This window comes from Kutzneria chonburiensis, assembly GCF_028622115.1.
GTDB classification, from domain to species: Bacteria; Actinomycetota; Actinomycetes; order Mycobacteriales; family Pseudonocardiaceae; genus Kutzneria; species Kutzneria chonburiensis.
The window spans coordinates 3,241,183-3,258,992 of sequence record NZ_CP097263.1; the positions used below are offsets into that span (position 1 = coordinate 3,241,183).

Below are 17,810 nucleotides of genomic sequence, written 5' to 3' on the forward strand. Positions count from 1 at the left end.
GATGTCGAAAGTCAAGTCCCTGTTGGGGATCATCGCGGTCGCGGCGGGCCTGATCCTCACGACGGGCGGCGCCGCGCAAGCCGGTGACGTCCACGCGAACGCCGCGACGGCCGGCTGCGGCAAGGCGCCGACGCTGGCCAGTGGCACGCACAGCATCCAGAGTGGCGGCCAGAACCGCAGCTACATCCTGCGCGTCCCGGCCAACTACGACAACAACCACCCCTACCGGCTGATCTTCGGCTTCCACTGGGTCGGCGGCACGGCCAACGACGTCGACTCCGGCGGCACCGACGGCTACAACTGGTCCTACTACGGCCTGCGGCGGCTGGCCGACAACGCCGGCAACGGCACGATCTTCGTTGCGCCGCAGGGCAACAACAACGGGTGGGGCAACCCCGGCGGCCAGGACGTGACCTTCGTCGACGACATGGTCCGGCAGCTCGAGGGCGGCCTGTGCGTGGACACGGCCCAGCTGTTCTCCACCGGCTTCAGCTACGGCGGCGCCATGACGTACGCGCTGGCCTGTGCCCGCGCGACCGTGTTCCGGGCGGTCGCGGTCTATTCGGGCGCGAACCTCAGCGGGTGCAGCGGCGGCAACCAACCCATCGCGTACATGGGGCTGCACGGCTTGCGGGACAACGTGCTCCCGATCTCCAACGGACGGGCACTGCGCGACACGTTCGTCCGGGCCAACGGCTGCACCGCGCAGAACCCGCCGGAGCCGGCCCAGGGCAGCCTGACCCACATCGTCACCGCCTACTCCGGTTGCAAGGCCGGGTATCCGGTCGTGTGGGCGGCGTTCGACGGCGCCGGCCATGATCCCGGCCCCATCGACGGCTGCACCTGCGACGGCTGGCACACCTGGACCTCCGGCGAGGTCTGGAAGTTCTTCACCCAGTTCGATTCCACCCAACCCCGCCGCCGCCCGCCGGCAAGCAGGTCGTCGGCGGCCAGTCGGGTCGGTGCCTCGATGTCGCCAGTGCCAACGGAACGCAGGCGCAGCTGGCCGACTGCGCCAACCAGTCGAGTCAACTGTGGACGGTCACCTCAGGGCAGCTCATGGCCTACGGCAACAAATGTCTGGACGCCTCCGGCCGCGGCACGGCCAACGGCACCCAGGTGATCCTCTGGGACTGCAACGGCCAGACCAACCAGCAGTGGACCGTCAACGCCAACGGCACGATCACCGGCGTGCAGTCCGGACTCTGCCTCGACGCGGCGGGTCAGGGCACGACCGCCGGCACGAAGATCCAGCTGTGGTCGTGCAACGGGCAGGCCAACCAACAGTGGAGCCTGCGCACCGCGTAGCGGATCACACCGAGAGGCCGCCGCGATCGCGGCGGCCTCTCGCGCTATACGGCGGAGCACACGGTGCCGTTGAGGGAGAACACGGTCGGCGCCGGCGCGGCCCCGGTGTCCGTCCCGTTGAAGCCCAACGACACCGAACCGCCGGCGGCGATGGTGCGGTTCCAGTCGGCGTTGGCGACAGTCACCTGCCGGCCGGTCTGGCTCCAGACGCCGTTCCAGCCAGACTGCACCGCCTCACCGGCGTCGGGCCAGGAGAAGGTGAGGCTCCACCCGTTCACCGCCGTGGCAGCCCGGTTCGTGACGGTGATCGCACCGCCGAATCCGCCGTTCCAACTGCTGGTGACTTCGTAGTGCACGGCACAGCTGCTGTTGGCCGGCGGCGGCACGGTGAAGGTCACCGGCGGTGATGGCAGCGAGGCGTTGCCGTGGCTGTCCACGGCCACGACGTTGTACGTGTAGCTCGTCCCGATCGTCAAGCCGGTCAACGAAACCGAGGTGCCGGTGGTCGAGGTGGCCAAGGCGGCACCTTGATAGACGTCATAGCGCGCGATCGGGTAGCTGCCCGCGGTCCCCGCCGGCCAGCTCAGCAGTGCGCCGGTGGAGGTCAGGTTCGACACGGTCGGCTGGCCGGGTGCCCCCGGTGCCGTGGTGCCGGTTCCACCGCTGCCCGGCACCTGCACGACCGTCAGCGAGTACGGCGCGACCGTGACCGAGGTCGTTGACGACTGGGTGGTGCTCGTGATCGAGGTTCCGTTGTTGGCCAGCGTGAACACGGTCGGCGATCCCGATGGCGTGAAGCTGTTGTAGTTCAGGCTGATCGAGTACGTAGTGCTCGGATCCTCGTTGTCTATCAGCACGTCCAGGCTGCCGTTCGCACGGCGCACGGCGTGCGTGCGGACCAACGCGTTGGCCGACGAGGACGTGACCATCTGGTCGCCGGGCGAGCCCAGTTTGGACAGCATCTGGATCGCGTAGTACGGCGAGAACGGCGTGTTCACGGGCGGCTCCGTGACGCCGCTTCCGTTGGCGCCGCTGGAGAAGATGCCCTGATCCCCGTAGTCCTGCGCGCCGTTGACCACACTTGGCGTGCCGGGGCCGTTGTGCTCGTTCCACCAGTCCACAGTGGTCACGCCGTGTTCCAGCCAGCTCATGTACATGTCCGCGCCGAACAGGGCGGCCGGCTGGGTGTCGAGGTCGATGGTGGAGTTGGTCTCGGTGACGACGATCTTCACGCCGGCCGGGTCGATGCCGGCGTACTGCCGGATCTGGGACCGCAGCGTGGACATGATGCCGGGAATGTCGTCGGGATCGGTCAGCATCCCTGCCGCGGTGGTGCCGCCCGGGTAGTAGTGCACGATCACGCAGTCGGTCCTGGCCCCGAGCGCCGACAACACGGTCTGGTTCCAGGGTTGGGGGCTGGTGGTCGAGTTGGTCACGCCGTCGGGCCAGAACCCGGGCGTGGTCAGCACCGCGCAGACGTGGATGTTCGGGCTGGCCGCCTTCATCGCCGTGTCGTACTTCAGCACGCCCGCCGCGTAGGTGCCCGGCCCGCAGTTGTAGGTCTGGGCCGGTTCGCTGCCGATGGTCACCGGTTTGCCCGACGCGTCGGTGCAGTGGCTGTCGGCCTCCCAGTTGGCGCCGTAGGTTCCGTTGCCGTAGATCTCGTTGCCCACCTCCCAGTAGGTGATCCCGTAGTTGTTGGTGACGTCGGCGTTGCGCACCCAGGCCTGGGCGAGCGCGTCGGTTCCGGTGCCGTAGTTGACCGCGATGACCGGGTTCGCCCCGGTGGCCTGCGCGGTCTTCATGAAGTCGGCGAAGCTGGTGTTGGGCGCGTCGTAGCCGCCCTGGGCCACATTGGTCTGCCAGTTGTAGATGTCCGCATAGGAACCACCGGGATAGCGCAGCGCCGTGATGCCGGCGGCCTTGACCAGACCCGGGATGGCCGGGTCGTTCATGTGACCGTCGTAGACGGCGGTGTTCAGGCCGATCGCATTCGACGGTATGGCCCCGAGTCCGCCGGTCGCGTTGACGGATATCGTGGTGCTGGCCGTGGTCGCGGCGGTGGCCGGTGTCGTGACTCCGGCGGCGACGAGCGCCACCGCGGCCAGTCCGGTGACACCACGGATCCACCTTGGGCTCTTGGGCATTCGGCCACTCCCCTTTCGATCGCTTGCCTGGAACTACAAGCGCTCCGCCGGGAGGTGTCCACGCGTCGGCCCGGCGGCGCTGTCGAATCGCGTCGAAGGCGCACCTCGGTCCGGCACGGCCGCCCCGCGGCGGCCGTGGAACTTACACAGGGCAAGGGAAAGCGGCCTCGCACATCGAAACTGTCGAATGTGTTCAGCCGGCTGGACCGTGCCGTATGCTGCCCGCGCTATGGAGCATTTCGAAGATCACCAACGGCACGACGGCCGGCAACGCGTCGACTCCGCGCTGGTGTGGACGGCGACGGGCGGCGCGCTGGTCTGCTCGGCGGTGATCTTCCTGGCCACCAACTGGCCGTCACCGGACCCGGTCGCCGAGCCGCTGCCGTCCGCGCTGTGGTCGCCGCCGGCCACCACATCGTCCACTGTGGACAGCGATCGGCCCGGCTACACCTTCGACGTGGTGGCGCCACCACCCCAGGATGCCGCCACCGTCACGTCTTCGCCGGGCTCGGTCACCACCACCAGGGCAAACCCGCCGACGCAACCGGTACCGCTGTCGCCGCCGGGTGACGCACCCGCCCCGCCGCGGCCCACGGGAAGCCCGGTGCACGCTGTGGGCGCGGGCAAATGCCTCGACGTGCCGAACTCGACCACCACAGCGGGAACGCAGCTCCAGACGTCGACGTGCAGCGGCCGGGCCAACCAGGCCTGGACGCGCACTCCGTCGGGCCAGCTGACGGTCACGCTCGGCGGCACGACGCAGTGCCTTGACGCCTACGGCCAGCGGACGCAGCCGGGCACCGCGGTGGTCATCCACCCCTGCAACGGCCAGGGCAACGAGGTGTGGCGGTTCAACCGGGACGGCACCGTCATCGGCGTCCAGTCCGGGCTGTGCCTGGACGTGACCGGGGCGTCCGTCGACAACGGCGCCCCGGTCGAGTTGTGGAGCTGCAACGGCCAGGACAACCAGCGCTGGACGTTCGGCTAGCCGCGGGTCCACCGCTGGTTGCCGCCGCCGTTGCACGTCCACAGTTCAAGCAGTGTGCCGTTGCCGGTGCCCGCGCTCGTGGCGTCGAGGCAGAGCGACGACCGCACGCCGGTGATCGTGCCGTCCGCGTTGACCTTCCACTGCTGGCTCGTGGTGCCGGAACAGACCGAGATGACGACCTTCGTGCCGGCGGTGGTGCCCTGTCCGTCGGCGTCGAGGCAGTCGCTGCCGTAGACCCGCAGCTCGCCGGCGGCGCTCGCCGTCCACTGCTGGTTGGCGCCGCCGTTGCAGTCCCACAACTCCACCTGCGTGCCGGCGGTCTGGCTGGCACCGGGCACGTCCACGCACCGTCCGGAGTCAGCCCCGACGATGGTCCCGGTCGAGCCGCCGCTGCCGCTGCCCGGCGTGATGGACAGGTTGTCGAACTGCGCGGTCTCCCCCTGGCTGGTGGCGTAGCCGATCTGGCCCGCACCCCAGGTGCGGTCGTTGGCCGTCCCGACCGTGACACCGTCGATACTGGCGGTGATGGCGCTGCCGGCGAAGGTGAGAGCCAAGCTGTGCCAACGATTGGTGCCCAGCGCCGCGACGGTGCCGTGCGCCAGCGTGGTCACGGTGGCGTTGGTGTTGGAGCTCAGAATGGACCAGGCCCCGTTGTCGCTCACCCGCAGGTGGTAGGCGTTGAGGCCACCGGCTCCGCCGTACGACTGGGTGTTGGCCCGACCCATCAGCTCCGCGTAGCCGGACTTCTCCAGCAGCACATCGGACGAGACCGTGTAGTTACCCCAGCCCGGCTCGCCGAGCAGGGCATGCGGATCCGACAGCGTGTCCCAGGTGATCGGAGCCTGCGCGCTCATCTGCCGCACACACCGCCCGGCCCGGCCGGCGCCGCAGCCGGCCACCTCGAAGGCGCCTTGCCAGTCCATCAGGTACTTCGCCTCGGCGCCGGTGGCGTAGCCGTCGAAGTTGTCGGCGTACGGCAGGCTCAGGCCGCCGGCTCCGGGTCCGGCCGCGGTTCCCTTGCCCTGTCCCGTCGTCGTGGTCACGGTGTAGACCCGACCGGGTTGCAGGGTCAGGCTGTAGCTGCCGCCGGACGGCGTGATGTCGGACTCGTGCACGAAGTAGTCGGCCTGGTTGCCGGAGTTCAGGTTGGTTGACCACACGTGTACAGCGCCGCTGGACAGCCCGCCGGTGACGGCGAAGTTCACCGTCTGCGCGCCGCCCGCGTCGACGGTTTCGATGACCGTGCTGTAGTCGCTGTTGTTGGTGGACTTCAGCGTGACGTAGCTGCCGTTGCCGCGGTTGCCGCCGAGGTAGCCGCTGGAGCTGTCCAGGTAGTGCCATCCCGGCGCGGTGAACTGGGTCGTCTGGGCCTGCACCCAGGCGTTCTTGCCGACCGTGTAGTGCCCGGACCACGGCTGCGAGGCCAGCACCAGTCCCATGGTCGGATACGGCAGGTTCGGCGTGATCGCGGCGACGATCGGCCAGTTCAGGTACGCGGTCATCCTGCCGTCGATATAGCCGCGGTTGATACCGCGGGCCATCGCCTGCGCGCCGGAGTTGTAGTCGTCCGAGCCGTTCTCACTGGCCCACAACGTCTTTCCGGAGTTCGTGGCGGCCGCGGGCACGCCGCAGCTGGTCTGCGCCGAGCGATAGCCGCACGGGTAGTGCGCGCCGATGACACTGATCGCCGACGCGAAGGCCGGGTTCGAGTTGATGTCGTTGGCGATGCCCCAGTCCGAGTCGGCGCCCACGATCTTCACCGCGGAATAGCCGCTGGAGTTCAGCGTGGAGCGCAGGTTCTCGTACCAGCCGATGTTGTAGTTGCGTTCGTTCCAGCCGCCGAGGTAGTCGAGGCTCAGGTTGTGCTGCTTGGCGCAGCCCAGCCAGGACACCAGGTAGTTGGCCATGTCGGTCGACCAGAAGTTGCCGCCGCCGATCCAGCCCGGCGCGCCCCAGGCCAGCCCGTAGAGCTTGATGTCGGGGTTGCGGGCCTTGGCCTGCTGGGCCAGCCAGAACTCGTAGCCGACATCGCAGTTGACCGCGCCGCGGGTGTGCTCGACGCTCGGCTCCGCGCCGGAGGTCGAGTTGGTGTCGCCGCCGATCTCGATCTTGAGCATCTGCACGGCCGCGCCGTAGCCCGGCTTGAACAGGTAGTCCAGGATCTGGCCGCGCTGGGGCTCGGGATAGTCGATCAGCAGCCGGGAGTTGCCGCCCCCGCCACTGATCGCGCCGACCCCGTCGAAGACGCGGCCGGCCGAGCCGCCGTTGAGCGTGATCGACGTCGCGGCCTCGGCCGGCACGGCGGCGACACCCACCACCCCGCCGACGACCAGGACGAGCACTCCGAGCAACAGCCGTAGTCGGCGGACCCCAGTCATGATCGACCTTTCCTTCGCCGTCATCCGAAGGTCCAATGCTGGTTGCTGCCGCCGCCGCACGTCCAGAGCTGGACCAGTGCGCCGTCGGCGGTACTGTTACCGCTAACATCAAGGCACAGGCCCGATTGCACACCGGTGACGGTGCCATCGGCATTGATGTTCCACTGCTGGTTGGCCTGCCCGTTGCAGGACCAGATGATCACCTTCGTGCCCGGCGAGGTGCCCCGCCCGTTGGCGTCGAGGCAGTACGAACCGTTGGAGACCGACAGCTCACCCGACGAGCTGCGAGTGAAGGTCTGACTGGCGCCGCCGGTGCAGGCACGGATCTGCAGCTGGGTGCCCGTGGTTGTTGGCGTGTCCAGGCACTTGCCCGCGCCGACCGCATGCAGCGCGCCCGTGGTGGTTCCGCCACCGCCGCCGGACCCGCCGAGGGCTGTCGCGGTCGAGTTGTAGGCCGGCTTGGGCTGGTAGTTGTTGTCGTACATGGTCGGCGTGCCCCAGCCCGGGAACGTGCCCGGAATCCACGAGTCCGCGTCGCCGACGCCCCATTGCGAGACACCCGGGCAGCGGGTCACCGCCAGACAGTCGTTGATCACGGTGGCGTAGTCCTTGGCCTGCTGCTGAAGGCTCGCACCGGAGGCGGGCTGCTGGATGCGGTCGTCCAGCTCGGTGACCGCGACGTCAAGGCCCAGCGCGGCGAACCGCTGCATGTTGGCCAGCATCGACGACGGCACCTGGCCGACGATGAAGTGCCCCTCGAGACCGATCCCGCCGAGCGGGACGCCCTGGGCCAGCATCGACTGGGCCAGGCTGTACAGGGCGTTGCTCTTGGCGTTCACGCCCTCGATGTTGTAGTCGTTGATGTACAGCTTGGCGTTCGGGTCGGCGGCGTGCGCGGTGCGGACCGCGTCGGCCAGGTAGCCGCTGCCCATCGCGTTGTAGAAGGCGTCCTGGCGCAGGCTGCCGTCCTCGTTGAACGGCTCGTTGACCACGTCCCAGGCGTAGATCTTGCCCTTGTAGTGGTTCACCTCGGTGGTGATGTGAGCCTCCATCACACCCTGCACCTGGTTGCGGGGCACGCCGTTGACCCACCCCGGCAACTGGCTGTGCCACACCAGGTTGTGCCCGCGCACCTGCATGTTGTGCGACTGGGCGAAGGACACGATGCGATCGCCGGGACCGAAGTTGTAGTTGCCGTTGGACGGTTCGGTGGTGTCCCACTTCATCTCGTTGCCCGGCGTCACCATGTCGAACTGGGCGCCGGCCAGCGAGGTGACCGTCGAGTTGTTGACCATGTTGCCGGTCAGCTCGGTGCCGATGTACTTGCCTTTCGTCTCGGCCAGCGAGCGCAGCGGCGAGGCGGCGTCGGCGAACGGGGCCGCGACGAAGGTGAGGATCGTCGCGGCGGCCACCGCCAGCACGGCGGTGGATCGTCGTGGTCGAAGGGATCGAGCGCAGGGGGACATACGAGACCTCCGAGATCGTCACGGCCCGTCACACCACAGGGGGCAGGCCGCGTGCCGTCGAGAAGGGACAGCGCGAACTCGCCGTAGGCAACCGCCGACCACCATCGGTGTCAAGGCGGGCCCGGAACCGCACGCCGTTCCCACAGCTGCCGCCGCTCTCGGCCGGCTGAAACTTTCACCGCTGCGGCGGCACGATCCCGCAGCGTCCGGCATGAGTACGAAACATCCCGTTGACCGGCGTTCGCCGTCCTCCGTAGCATCCGGCCCCGTCGAGCCAGCCGGTTTACCGGTCAAAACAAGGGAAGCGGTCCCGGTCCGGTGGCCGGCGCCGATCTCGCGTCCCTCGACCCGGCACGCCATGAGTTCTACACATCCTGACCGGAGGAGCCGATGAGAACCAGTCGCGGAACGGGTCGGCTGCTGCTGGCCATCGCGGCCGCCGTGGCGCTGCTGACGCCCGTCACCGGCCATGCGGCCCCGGCCGCGTCCCTGAGCGTCGACCTCTCCGCCACCCGTGGGCCGTCGACCGGTGTCGGTGAGGGTTTCCTCTACGGCATCACCTCGGACGGCACCCAGCCGGTCGACCAGTTCCTCCAGCCGTTGGGCCTCAACGCCTTCCGCGGCGGCGGCTGGTACTCCGGCGGCTGGATCAGGGACGGCTACCGCTTCGGCTCGGCCACCCAGGCCGACCTCGACTCGATGATCGCGCAGGCCCGGCGGCTGACCCGACCGCCGTACCACGCCCAGTACCAGGCGCTGCTCACCGACATCTACGGCCTCAACGGCGGCCAGCCCTCGAACACCACCTACCCGTGCGACAACGGCAGCTGCGCGAACTGGGTCAGCTTCATCGACGCCACCATCGGCGCGTTGCAGGCGTCGGGACTGACCTTCGCCTACGACATCGACAACGAGCCCGACATCTCCGTGTTCTGGACCCGGGGTGTGAACAGCGCCCAGTACTTCCAGATGTGGGACACCGCCTACCGGGAGATCCGGCGGCTCGCGCCGGGGGCGAAGATCGTCGGCCCGTCGTTCGCGTACACGCCGCAGGCCCGCTCGGCCCAGTGGCAGACCTGGCTGGCCCACGTCAAGGCGGCCGGCACCGTGCCCGACATGATCACCAATCACGACGAGGGCGACGTCGACGACCCGGTCACCGTCTCGCAGTCGCTGAACAACGCGCTCACGACGGCCGGTGTCGGTCCGGTTCCGTTGTCGGCCAACGAGTACCAGCCGGCTGACCGGCAGACCGCCGGCGTGACCGCGTGGTACCTGGCCCGGTTCGCCCAGTCCGGCTACACCAACGCCATGCGCGGCAACTGGGTCTGCTGCGTCACCCCGAACCTGACCGGGGTCCTCACGCAGAGCGGCGGGACCTGGCAGCCCACCGGCAACTGGTGGGCGCTGCGCGACTACGCCGACCTGACCGGGACGCTGGTCGCCACCTCGGGGCAGGTCGGCTCGACCGCGATCTCCGCCGCCGAGGACGCCACCGCCAAACGCGCCGTGGCGATCATCGGCGACTCCAACGGGTACACCGGTTCCTCGCCGGTCACCTTCAGCGGCCTGTCGGCGGTCCCCTGGCTGGCCAACAACGGTTCGGTGAACGTCACGGTCCAGCGCATCCCGGACCAGGCGCCGCTGGCCGCGCCGCAGGTGGTCTACAACCAGAATGTTAGCGCTAACAGTGGCTCGATCACCGTGCCGGTGACGTTCCAGGCCTCGCACGACGCGTTCGCCGTCTACCTGACACCGGCCACGTCCGGCGGCGGTGGCTTCCCCGGCGGCAACCGCCAGTTCGTGGTCGCCAGCAACAACCTCTGCCTCGACGTGTACGGCGCGAGCTCGAACACCGGCGCGGTGATCGACCAGTGGAGCTGCAACGGGCAGACCAACCAGCAGTTCCAGTTCGTCCCGGGCACCGGCGGCTACGGCGAGCTCCGCGCCCAGGGCTCCGGGCAGGACGTCGTGGCCGGTTCCACCGCGCAAGGCACGCCGAACATCGTCCAGGGACCGCCGGGCACCGGCGGCCTGTGGCAGCCGCTGCCGCAGTCCGACGGCTCGTACGAGTTCCGCAACCAGGCCAGCGGCCTGTGCCTCGACGTCTACGGCGCCAGCGGCAACCCCGGCCAGCAGCTCGACCAGTGGCCGTGCAAGGACGCGCCCGGCACCAACCAGGACTTCCTGCTCCGCTGACTCGTTTTTTCCCTGCACCGGAAGGCATCAAAGCCATGGCCATCCGTACCACAGCAGTGCTCGCCGCACTTGCTGCCCTCGCCGGGAGTGCGGTGATCGCGACCCCCGCGCACGCCGCCGGCGCCGTCACGATCGCCGTCTCCCCCACCGGCAACGACGCCAATCCCGGCACGCTCGACCAACCCGTCGCCACACCGGCCAAGGCGCAGCAGCTGGCCCGCGCCGTGGCGGCGAACAACGACGTGGTCGTGCAACTCGCCGGCGGCACCTACCGGCTCACCTCTCCCTGACCCTCACCGCCGCCGACTCGCCCGGCAGCGGTCACCAGGTCACCTGGCAGGCCGCGGCCGGCCAGACCCCGGTGCTGTCCGGCGGACAGCAGGTCACCGGCTGGACCGTGCGTGACGCGGCGGCCAACATCTACGTCGCCACCGTGCCCAAGGGCATCGACTCCCGGCAGCTCTTCGTGGACGGATCGCTGGCCCCTCGCGCGGCGATCTCGTTGTCCCGCAACGACGTGCAGATCACCACGGCCGGCATGACGATCACCAACCCGGCGCTGAACTATCTGGCCACGCTGCCCGGGCAGAACCGGATCGAGGTGGAGAGCCAGAACTCGTTCACCGACCGGTTCGCGCCGGTCGACCACATCAGCGGCACCGCGATCACCATGCAGCAGCCGGCGTGGAACAACAACAACTGGGGCTACGACACGCTGGCCAAGCCGTTCGGCGGCGGGCAGCTGTTCCTGGAGAACTCGTACTCGTTCCTCAACGCCGGGCAGTGGTTCCTCGATCCGTCGGCCGGACAGCTGTTCTACAAGGCCCCGGCGGGGAAGAACCCGGCGCAGAGCGACATCGAGCTGCCGCGCCTGACCTCGCTGGTCGACATCGGCGGCAGCTACACCGCCCCGGCGCACGACATCGCGTTCAAGGGCATCCACTTCGAGCACACGACCTGGCTCACGCCGAGCACCTCGGTCGGCTACGCCGACCAGCAGAGCGGCACGTTCCTCCCGCGCGCCGAGCAGCAGCCGTCCGACTTCCTGAGCTCGTGCCAGTCGGGCTGCCAGCTGTTCGAGGGCGCGCGCAACGACTGGGCCCAGGCTCCGGCGGCCGTGCAGGTCTCGGCGGCCAGCCGGATCGCCTTCGCCGACAACACCTTCACCAACCTCGGCGAGGTGGCACTCGGCATCGGCAATGACGCCGACGCCCACGCCTCCGGTGTCGGTCTCGGCGCATCGTCGATCACCGTCGACCACAACACGTTCACCGAGGACTCGGGGGCGGGCATCGTCGTCGGCGGCGTGCGGCCCGACGCGCACCACCCGTCCAACCCCGCGATGGTGGACAAGGACATCACGCTGTCCGACAACCTGGTCACCGGCGTCGCCAAGGACTACAAGGACATGGCCGGCATCCTGTCCACCTACGTCACGCACGCCGTGATCACCCACAACGAGGTGGCCAACCTCGCCTACGACGGCATCGACATCGGGTGGGGCTGGGGCGCCAACGACGCCGGCGGCAGCCAGGACTACCGCAACCGCGGCCTGTACAACTACCAGCCGGTCTACACCACCGCCACCACGTTGCGGGACACCGTGGTCAGCTACAACCGCGTGCACGGCACCAAGCGGATCTTCCACGACGGCGGCAGCCTCTACAACCTCTCGGCCAACCCCGGCAGCTCCTTCGACCACAACTACGTCTACGACAACCAGCACACCGTCGGGCTCTACCTGGACGAGGGCTCGCGGTACGTGAGCCTGTCGAACAACGTGGTGCAGGACTCCGGGGTGTGGGCGTTCACCAATGCCAACGGCAGCAACAACACCAACGACAACACGTTCTCCACCAACTGGTACAACGGCGGCGCGACCAACGTCGCCACCGGTGCGCCGCACAACAACGTGCTGAGCGGGAACGTGCTGGTGAGCGGCACCAACTGGCCGTCAGGCGCGCAGCAGGTGATCTCCGCCGCCGGTGTCGGCGGCAGCGGTGGCGGCTCGACGTCTGGCGTGCTGCGCAACAGCGCCGCCAATCGGTGCCTCGACGTCAACAACAACAGCACGACGGCCGGCACCCAACTCCAGATCTGGGACTGCAACAGCGGCGGCAACCAGACCTGGACCCGTACGGCCAATGGCGAGCTGAGCGTCTACAGCGGCGACAGCATGCGCTGTGCCGACGCCAGCGGTCAGGGCACGACGCCCGGCACCAAGGTGATCATCTGGAACTGCAACGGCCAGACCAACCAGCAGTGGACCGTCAACGCCGACGGCACCGTCAAGGAGTCCAATCAGGACTGTGCCTCGACATTACCGGCACCACCAACGGAACCCTCGTCCAACTGTCGACCTGCAACGGCCAGACCACCCAGAAGTGGGCCACCAGCTGACGGGAGCGGACAATGTGGTCTCGAATCGCGATGGCGTTGGCGGTGCTGCTGGCCGCGGTGACGTGGTCGGCGCCGGCTTCGGCCGCCGCCACCGGCCCCTGTGACATCTACGCCGCCGGCGGCACGCCGTGCGTCGCCGCCCACAGCACGGTGCGCGCGCTCTACGGCTCGTACTCGGGCAGCCTCTACCAGGTCCGGCGCTCGTCGGACAACACGACCAGGAACATCGGCGTGCTGGTGGCCGGCGGCACCGCCGACGCCACCGCCCAGGATTCCTTCTGTGCCAACACTTCCTGCGTCATCACCGTGGTGTACGACCAGTCCGGCCACGGCAACGACCTGTGGTACCAGGGATCGAGCGCGGTTCCCGGCTCGCCCCAGAGCAGTCCCGCGAAGGCGACCACCGAGTCGCTGACGGTCGGCGGCAGCAAGGCCTACTCGCTGTACATCAACCCCGGCAACAGCTACTGGCGTGACGGCCATCTGACCGGGATTCCGACCGGCACCGCGCCCGAAGGCATGTACATGGTCACCAGCGGCACGCACGTCAACGGCGGCTGCTGCTTCGACTACGGCAACAGCGAGACGACAAGGAAGGCCGACGCCGCCGGGGCCATGGACGCCATCAACTTCAGCACCTCCTGCTGGTTCGGCGGGTGCAGCGGCACCGGCCCCTGGGTCCAGGCCGACCTCGAATGGGGGCTCTACCCCGGCGGCAGCCAGCAGTGGAACCCCAACCAGCGGGCCTTCACCAGCAAGTACGTCACGGCGATGCTGAAGAACAACGGCACGACACGATTCGCGCTCAAGGGCAGCAGCGCACAGGCCGGCGCCTTGACGACACTGTGGGACGGCTCGCTGCCGCCCGGCTACAACCCGATGAAGAAGCAGGGGGCCATCGTCCTGGGCAGCGGCGGGGACTGCTGCAAGCCCGGCGGCGGCGCGAACCTCAGCGCCGGCACCTTCTACGAAGGTGCGATGGTGTCCGGCTACCCGTCCGACGCGACCGAGAACGCGGTGCAGGCCAACATCGTCGCCGCCGGGTTCGCCAGCGGCGGCAGCGGTTCGACCGGGGCGGTGCGGGCGGTCGGCGCGGGCAAGTGCCTTGACGTCAACGGGCTCAGCACCACTCCCGGCACGCAGCTGCAGATCTGGGACTGCAACGGCGGGACCAACCAGACATGGAGCCGGACGGCGACCGGTCAGCTGACCGTGTACAGCGGCAGCGACATGAGGTGCATGGCAGCGGCCAACGACCAGACCACCTCCGGCACATCCGTCGTGATCTCGGCCTGCGGCAGTGCAGCCGGCCAGCAGTGGCACTTCAACGACGACGGCACCATCACCGGCGCGCAGTCCGGGCTCTGCCTCGATGTTAGCGGTAACAGCACCGCCGACGGCGCCAAGACCCAGCTCTGGACCTGCAATCACGGCAGCAACCAGCAATGGACCCTCGGCTGAAAGGCTCCGCCATGTCCCACCGGTTCACCCGCCGAAGGCTGCTGACCGTCGCCGGCATCACCGCGGCCGCCGGCCTGACGCGCCCCGGCATCGTCTGGGCCACCGCCGGCCCGAGCAGCTACAGCCCGACCTGGGCCTCGGTCGACCAGCACCCGCCAGCGCCGGAGTGGTACCAGGACGCCAAGTTCGGCATCTACTACCACTGGGGCGTGTTCAGCGTCCCGGCGTTCGGCAACGAGTGGTACCCGCGCAACATGTACAGCAACGGGTCGGCCGAGAACAACCACCACAAGGCCGTCTACGGCGACCCGTCGGCGTGGCCGTACCAGAACTTCATCAACGGCGCCCGCGACAAGGCCGGCAACTGGGTGCAGTTCGCGCCGAAGCTGCCGTCGGCGGGCGGCAACTTCGATCCCGACGCGTGGGCGCAGCTGTTCGCCGACGCCGGCGCGAAGTTCGCCGGGCCGGTCGCCGAGCACCACGACGGCTACTCGATGTGGAACAGCACCGCCAACGAGTGGAACTCCGTCCGGACCGGACCCAAGCTGGACCTGTTGCAGCTGCATGCGAACGCCATCCGCGGCAAGGGCCTGAAACTGGTGGCGGCGCTGCACCACGCCTATCACTTCAACGGGTACTACCAGTACGTCCCCTACCAGTCGACGGAGACGCTGCGCCGGCTGTTCGGCCAGAACGGCTCGGCTGCCGAGAACCTGCTGTGGTACAACAAGCTTCAGGAGGTCATCGACGGCTACCAGCCCGACCTGGTCTACCAGGACTTCGATCTGGGCCTGGTGGACGAGTCGCAGCGGCTGGCCTTCCTCGCGCACTACTACAACCAGGCCGTGGCCTGGAACCGCGATGTGGTCGCCACGTACAAGGACGGCCTGGACAACAAGGGCGAGGTCTACGACTTCGAGCGCGGCGGCCCGACCAGCCTCCAGTTCCCGTACTGGCAGACCGACGACAGCATCTCGCCCACCAGCTGGTGCTACACCATCGGACTCAGCTATTACACCGCGAAGTCGCTGCTGCACTCGCTGGTCGACCGGGTCTGCAAGAACGGCAACCTCCAGCTGAACATCGCGCCGATGGCCGACGGCACGATCCCCGACCAGCAGCGGTCGATCCTGCTCGCCATCGGCGACCACCTGCGGCGGTTCGGCGAGTCGATCTACGCCACCCGCGCCTGGACGGTGTACGGCGAAGGGCCGACCCAGATGGGCGGCAGCGGCCCGAAGGAGGGCACGAACCGGGACATCCGGTTCACCCGCAGCAAGGACAACACCGTGCTGTACGGCAGCGTCCTCGGCTGGCCGGGCAGCACGCTGACCATCACCACCCTTGGCTCCAACCAGGTCAGCCTGGCTTCACTGAAGTCCGTGCAGCTGCTGGGAAGCACCGCCGGCACGTTCGTCGACCTGCCGACCCGCACGCAGGACGGCGGCGGGCTGCACATCACCATGCCCACGACCAACCCGCCGTTCGACGCGTTGGCCTACGTGGTCAAGCTGACCTTCGCCGGGCCGATCCCGACGCCGGGCTCGGGCCCGCTGCCCACCGGCTGGACGCGGATCGCCAACGGCACCACCGGTTTGGTGCTGGACGGCGGCGGCAGCGTGGCCGCCGGATCCCGGGTCAAGCAGTGGAACTGGGACGGCAGCACCAACCTCCAGTGGCAGCTGGTCGACGCCGGCGGCGGCTACTACCGGATCGTCAACCGCACCAACGGGTTGGTCATCGACAGCGGGGGCAACACAGCCAACGGCGCGACGGCCGTGCAGACCGCCTGGAACGGCAGCACCAACCAGCAGTGGCGGTTGAACAGCATGGGCAACGGCCTCTACCAGATCATCAACCGCGGCACCGGTACCGCACTCGACGGCGCGGGCGACCGCACGGTCGGCGACGCCGCGGTCCTATGGGCTCCGAACAACAGCACCAACAACCAGTGGACCATCACCGCCGTCTGACCACGGGGAGACACATGGGAAGCAAGCTGCTCCTACGGGCCGGCCTGGCCGCCGCGCTCGTGCTCGGCTCGCTCTTCGCGACCAACGCCGCCGCCGTCCCGGCCCGGGCCGCCACCAGCGTGGCCTGCGACATCTACGCCGCCGGCGGCACGCCGTGCGTCGCGGCGCACAGCACCACCCGGGCACTGTTCGCGGCCTACAGCGGCCCGCTGTACCAGGTCCAGCGCAACTCCGACAAGAAGTTCCTCGACATCGGCGTGCTGGCCGCCGGCGGTGTCGCCGACTCCGCGCCGCAGGTCACTTTCTGCGCTAACACCTCTTGCACCATCACGAAAATCTACGATCAGAGCACCAACCACAACGACCTGCCCATCTCCTGGGGCGGCTTCTGGCACGGCCCCGGACCGAACGGCTCGGACATCGGGGCCAACGCGATGGCGCTGCCGGTGACGGTGGGCGGCCATCCGGCCTACGGCATCAAGAACACGCCGGGCACCGGGTACCGGATCGACGTGGCCAAGAACGCGCCGACCGGGTCGCATCCGGAGGGCGTCTACATGGTGACGTCGTCGAACTACGTGAACAACCAGTGCTGCTTCGACTACGGCAGCGGCGAGACATCGCACAACGACACCGGCAACGCCACCATGAACGCCATCGAGTGGGGCACGGCGTGCTGGTTCGGCAGCTGTGTCGGCAGCGGGCCGTGGGTCGAGGCCGACCTCGAGAACGGCATGTACCACACGGGAACCGGGTCCAACAAGGACCCGAACAATCCGGGCGTGCACTTCCCGTTCGTCAGCGCCTGGGAGAAGAACAACGGCACCAGCAACTTCACCCTCAAGTACGGCAACGCCACCGCCGGCGGACTGACCACGCCGTACTCGGGCGCGCTGCCCAGGGGCTACTCGCCGATGAAGACCGAGGCCTCGATCCTGCTGGGCACCGGCGGCGACAACAGCGTCGGCGGCGTCGGCCAGTTCTTCGAGGGCGCGGTGATCTCGGGCTTCCCCTCCGATGCCACGGAAAGCGCCGTGCAGGCCGACATCGTGGCCGCCGGCTATTCCGCCGGCACCGGTGGATCGAGCACGGCGGCGGTGCGCAACAACGCCGCCAACCGCTGCCTGGACGTCAACAACAACACCACGACACCGGGCACGCAGGTCCAGATCTGGGACTGCAACAGCGGGGCCAACCAGACCTGGACCCGCACCCCGGCCGGCGAGCTGAGCGTCTACAGCGGCGACACCATGCGCTGCCTCGACGCCAACGCGCAGGGCACCACGCCGGGCACCAAGGTGATCATCTGGAACTGCAACGGCCAGACCAACCAGCAGTGGACCGTCAACGCCGACGGCACCGTCAAGGGAGTCCAATCAGGACTGTGCCTCGACCTCGTCAACTCGGGCACCACCAACGGAACCCTGGCCCAGCTACAGAGCTGCGGCGGTCAGGCGAGCCAGAAGTGGACGCTGAGCTGACCACATGAC

The 17,810-nt window shown here is 68.7% G+C and carries 10 protein-coding genes and 1 pseudogene; 8 read left to right on the forward strand and 3 right to left on the reverse strand.

Going from position 1 to position 17,810, the window contains the following annotated elements; all coding sequences use genetic code 11:
* Position 1 precedes the first annotated feature (1 nt).
* Positions 2 to 1,308: pseudogene (locus M3Q35_RS14585) on the forward strand (RICIN domain-containing protein).
* Positions 1,309 to 1,352: 44 nt separating this feature from the next.
* Here the strand turns inward: M3Q35_RS14585 and M3Q35_RS14595 are convergent.
* Positions 1,353 to 3,455: a cellulose binding domain-containing protein gene (locus M3Q35_RS14595; protein WP_273942284.1), complete on the reverse strand. Its 2,103-nt coding sequence runs from the start codon at positions 3,453 to 3,455 to the stop codon at positions 1,353 to 1,355.
* 229 nt (positions 3,456 to 3,684) lie between these two features.
* Between M3Q35_RS14595 and M3Q35_RS14600 the strand changes: the two genes are divergently transcribed.
* A complete protein-coding gene (locus M3Q35_RS14600) occupies positions 3,685 to 4,443 on the forward strand; it encodes an RICIN domain-containing protein (protein ID WP_273942285.1) in 759 nt (252 codons plus the stop codon).
* Here M3Q35_RS14600 and M3Q35_RS14605 read toward each other — a convergent pair.
* Positions 4,440 to 6,821 carry a ricin-type beta-trefoil lectin domain protein gene (locus M3Q35_RS14605; RefSeq protein WP_273942286.1) on the reverse strand — a complete coding sequence of 794 codons (2,382 nt, stop codon included), beginning with the start codon at positions 6,819 to 6,821 and terminating at the stop codon, positions 4,440 to 4,442. The genes M3Q35_RS14600 and M3Q35_RS14605 overlap by 4 nt on opposite strands.
* Positions 6,822 to 6,841: 20 nt before the next feature.
* Positions 6,842 to 8,287: an endo-1,4-beta-xylanase gene (locus tag M3Q35_RS14610; protein WP_273942287.1), complete on the reverse strand. Its 1,446-nt coding sequence runs from the start codon at positions 8,285 to 8,287 to the stop codon at positions 6,842 to 6,844.
* Positions 8,288 to 8,677: 390 nt separating this feature from the next.
* Here M3Q35_RS14610 and M3Q35_RS14615 point away from each other — a divergent pair, with 390 nt between their 5' ends.
* The 6 genes from M3Q35_RS14615 to M3Q35_RS14640 all read left to right on the forward strand — a co-directional run bounded on the left by M3Q35_RS14615 (position 8,678) and on the right by M3Q35_RS14640 (position 17,801).
* Complete coding sequence (locus tag M3Q35_RS14615; protein ID WP_273942288.1) at positions 8,678 to 10,486, forward strand: RICIN domain-containing protein; 1,809 nt, start codon at positions 8,678 to 8,680, stop codon at positions 10,484 to 10,486.
* Positions 10,487 to 10,521: 35 nt separating this feature from the next.
* A complete protein-coding gene (locus tag M3Q35_RS14620) occupies positions 10,522 to 10,776 on the forward strand; it encodes a hypothetical protein (protein WP_273942289.1) in 255 nt (84 codons plus the stop codon).
* Positions 10,777 to 10,847: 71 nt separating this feature from the next.
* The gene (locus M3Q35_RS14625) at positions 10,848 to 12,947 is read left to right on the forward strand and encodes a ricin-type beta-trefoil lectin domain protein (RefSeq protein WP_273942290.1); all 2,100 of its coding nucleotides are present in this window, start codon (positions 10,848 to 10,850) and stop codon (positions 12,945 to 12,947) included.
* Positions 12,899 to 14,347, forward strand: a complete 1,449-nt coding sequence (locus M3Q35_RS14630; RefSeq protein WP_273942291.1) for an arabinofuranosidase catalytic domain-containing protein — start codon at positions 12,899 to 12,901, stop codon at positions 14,345 to 14,347. The genes M3Q35_RS14625 and M3Q35_RS14630 overlap by 49 nt, the downstream gene beginning before the upstream one ends.
* Positions 14,348 to 14,358: 11 nt before the next feature.
* Complete coding sequence (locus M3Q35_RS14635; RefSeq protein ID WP_273942292.1) at positions 14,359 to 16,320, forward strand: alpha-L-fucosidase; 1,962 nt, start codon at positions 14,359 to 14,361, stop codon at positions 16,318 to 16,320.
* A 14-nt stretch (positions 16,321 to 16,334) separates the two neighbouring features.
* Positions 16,335 to 17,801, forward strand: a complete 1,467-nt coding sequence (locus M3Q35_RS14640; protein WP_273942293.1) for an arabinofuranosidase catalytic domain-containing protein — start codon at positions 16,335 to 16,337, stop codon at positions 17,799 to 17,801.
* The last annotated feature ends 9 nt before the right edge of the window (positions 17,802 to 17,810 follow it).

Excerpts from the sequence above, each read along its gene's own strand:
- M3Q35_RS14595 (WP_273942284.1), bottom strand. The coding sequence starts at position 3,455 with ATGCCCAAGAGCCCAAGGTGGATCCGTGGTGTCACCGGACTGGCCGCG.
- M3Q35_RS14600 (WP_273942285.1), top strand. The coding sequence starts at position 3,685 with ATGGAGCATTTCGAAGATCACCAACGGCACGACGGCCGGCAACGCGTC.
- M3Q35_RS14605 (WP_273942286.1), bottom strand. The coding sequence starts at position 6,821 with ATGACTGGGGTCCGCCGACTACGGCTGTTGCTCGGAGTGCTCGTCCTG.
- M3Q35_RS14610 (WP_273942287.1), bottom strand. The coding sequence starts at position 8,287 with ATGTCCCCCTGCGCTCGATCCCTTCGACCACGACGATCCACCGCCGTG.
- M3Q35_RS14615 (WP_273942288.1), top strand. The coding sequence starts at position 8,678 with ATGAGAACCAGTCGCGGAACGGGTCGGCTGCTGCTGGCCATCGCGGCC.
- M3Q35_RS14620 (WP_273942289.1), top strand. The coding sequence starts at position 10,522 with ATGGCCATCCGTACCACAGCAGTGCTCGCCGCACTTGCTGCCCTCGCC.
- M3Q35_RS14630 (WP_273942291.1), top strand. The coding sequence starts at position 12,899 with ATGTGGTCTCGAATCGCGATGGCGTTGGCGGTGCTGCTGGCCGCGGTG.
- M3Q35_RS14635 (WP_273942292.1), top strand. The coding sequence starts at position 14,359 with ATGTCCCACCGGTTCACCCGCCGAAGGCTGCTGACCGTCGCCGGCATC.
- M3Q35_RS14640 (WP_273942293.1), top strand. The coding sequence starts at position 16,335 with ATGGGAAGCAAGCTGCTCCTACGGGCCGGCCTGGCCGCCGCGCTCGTG.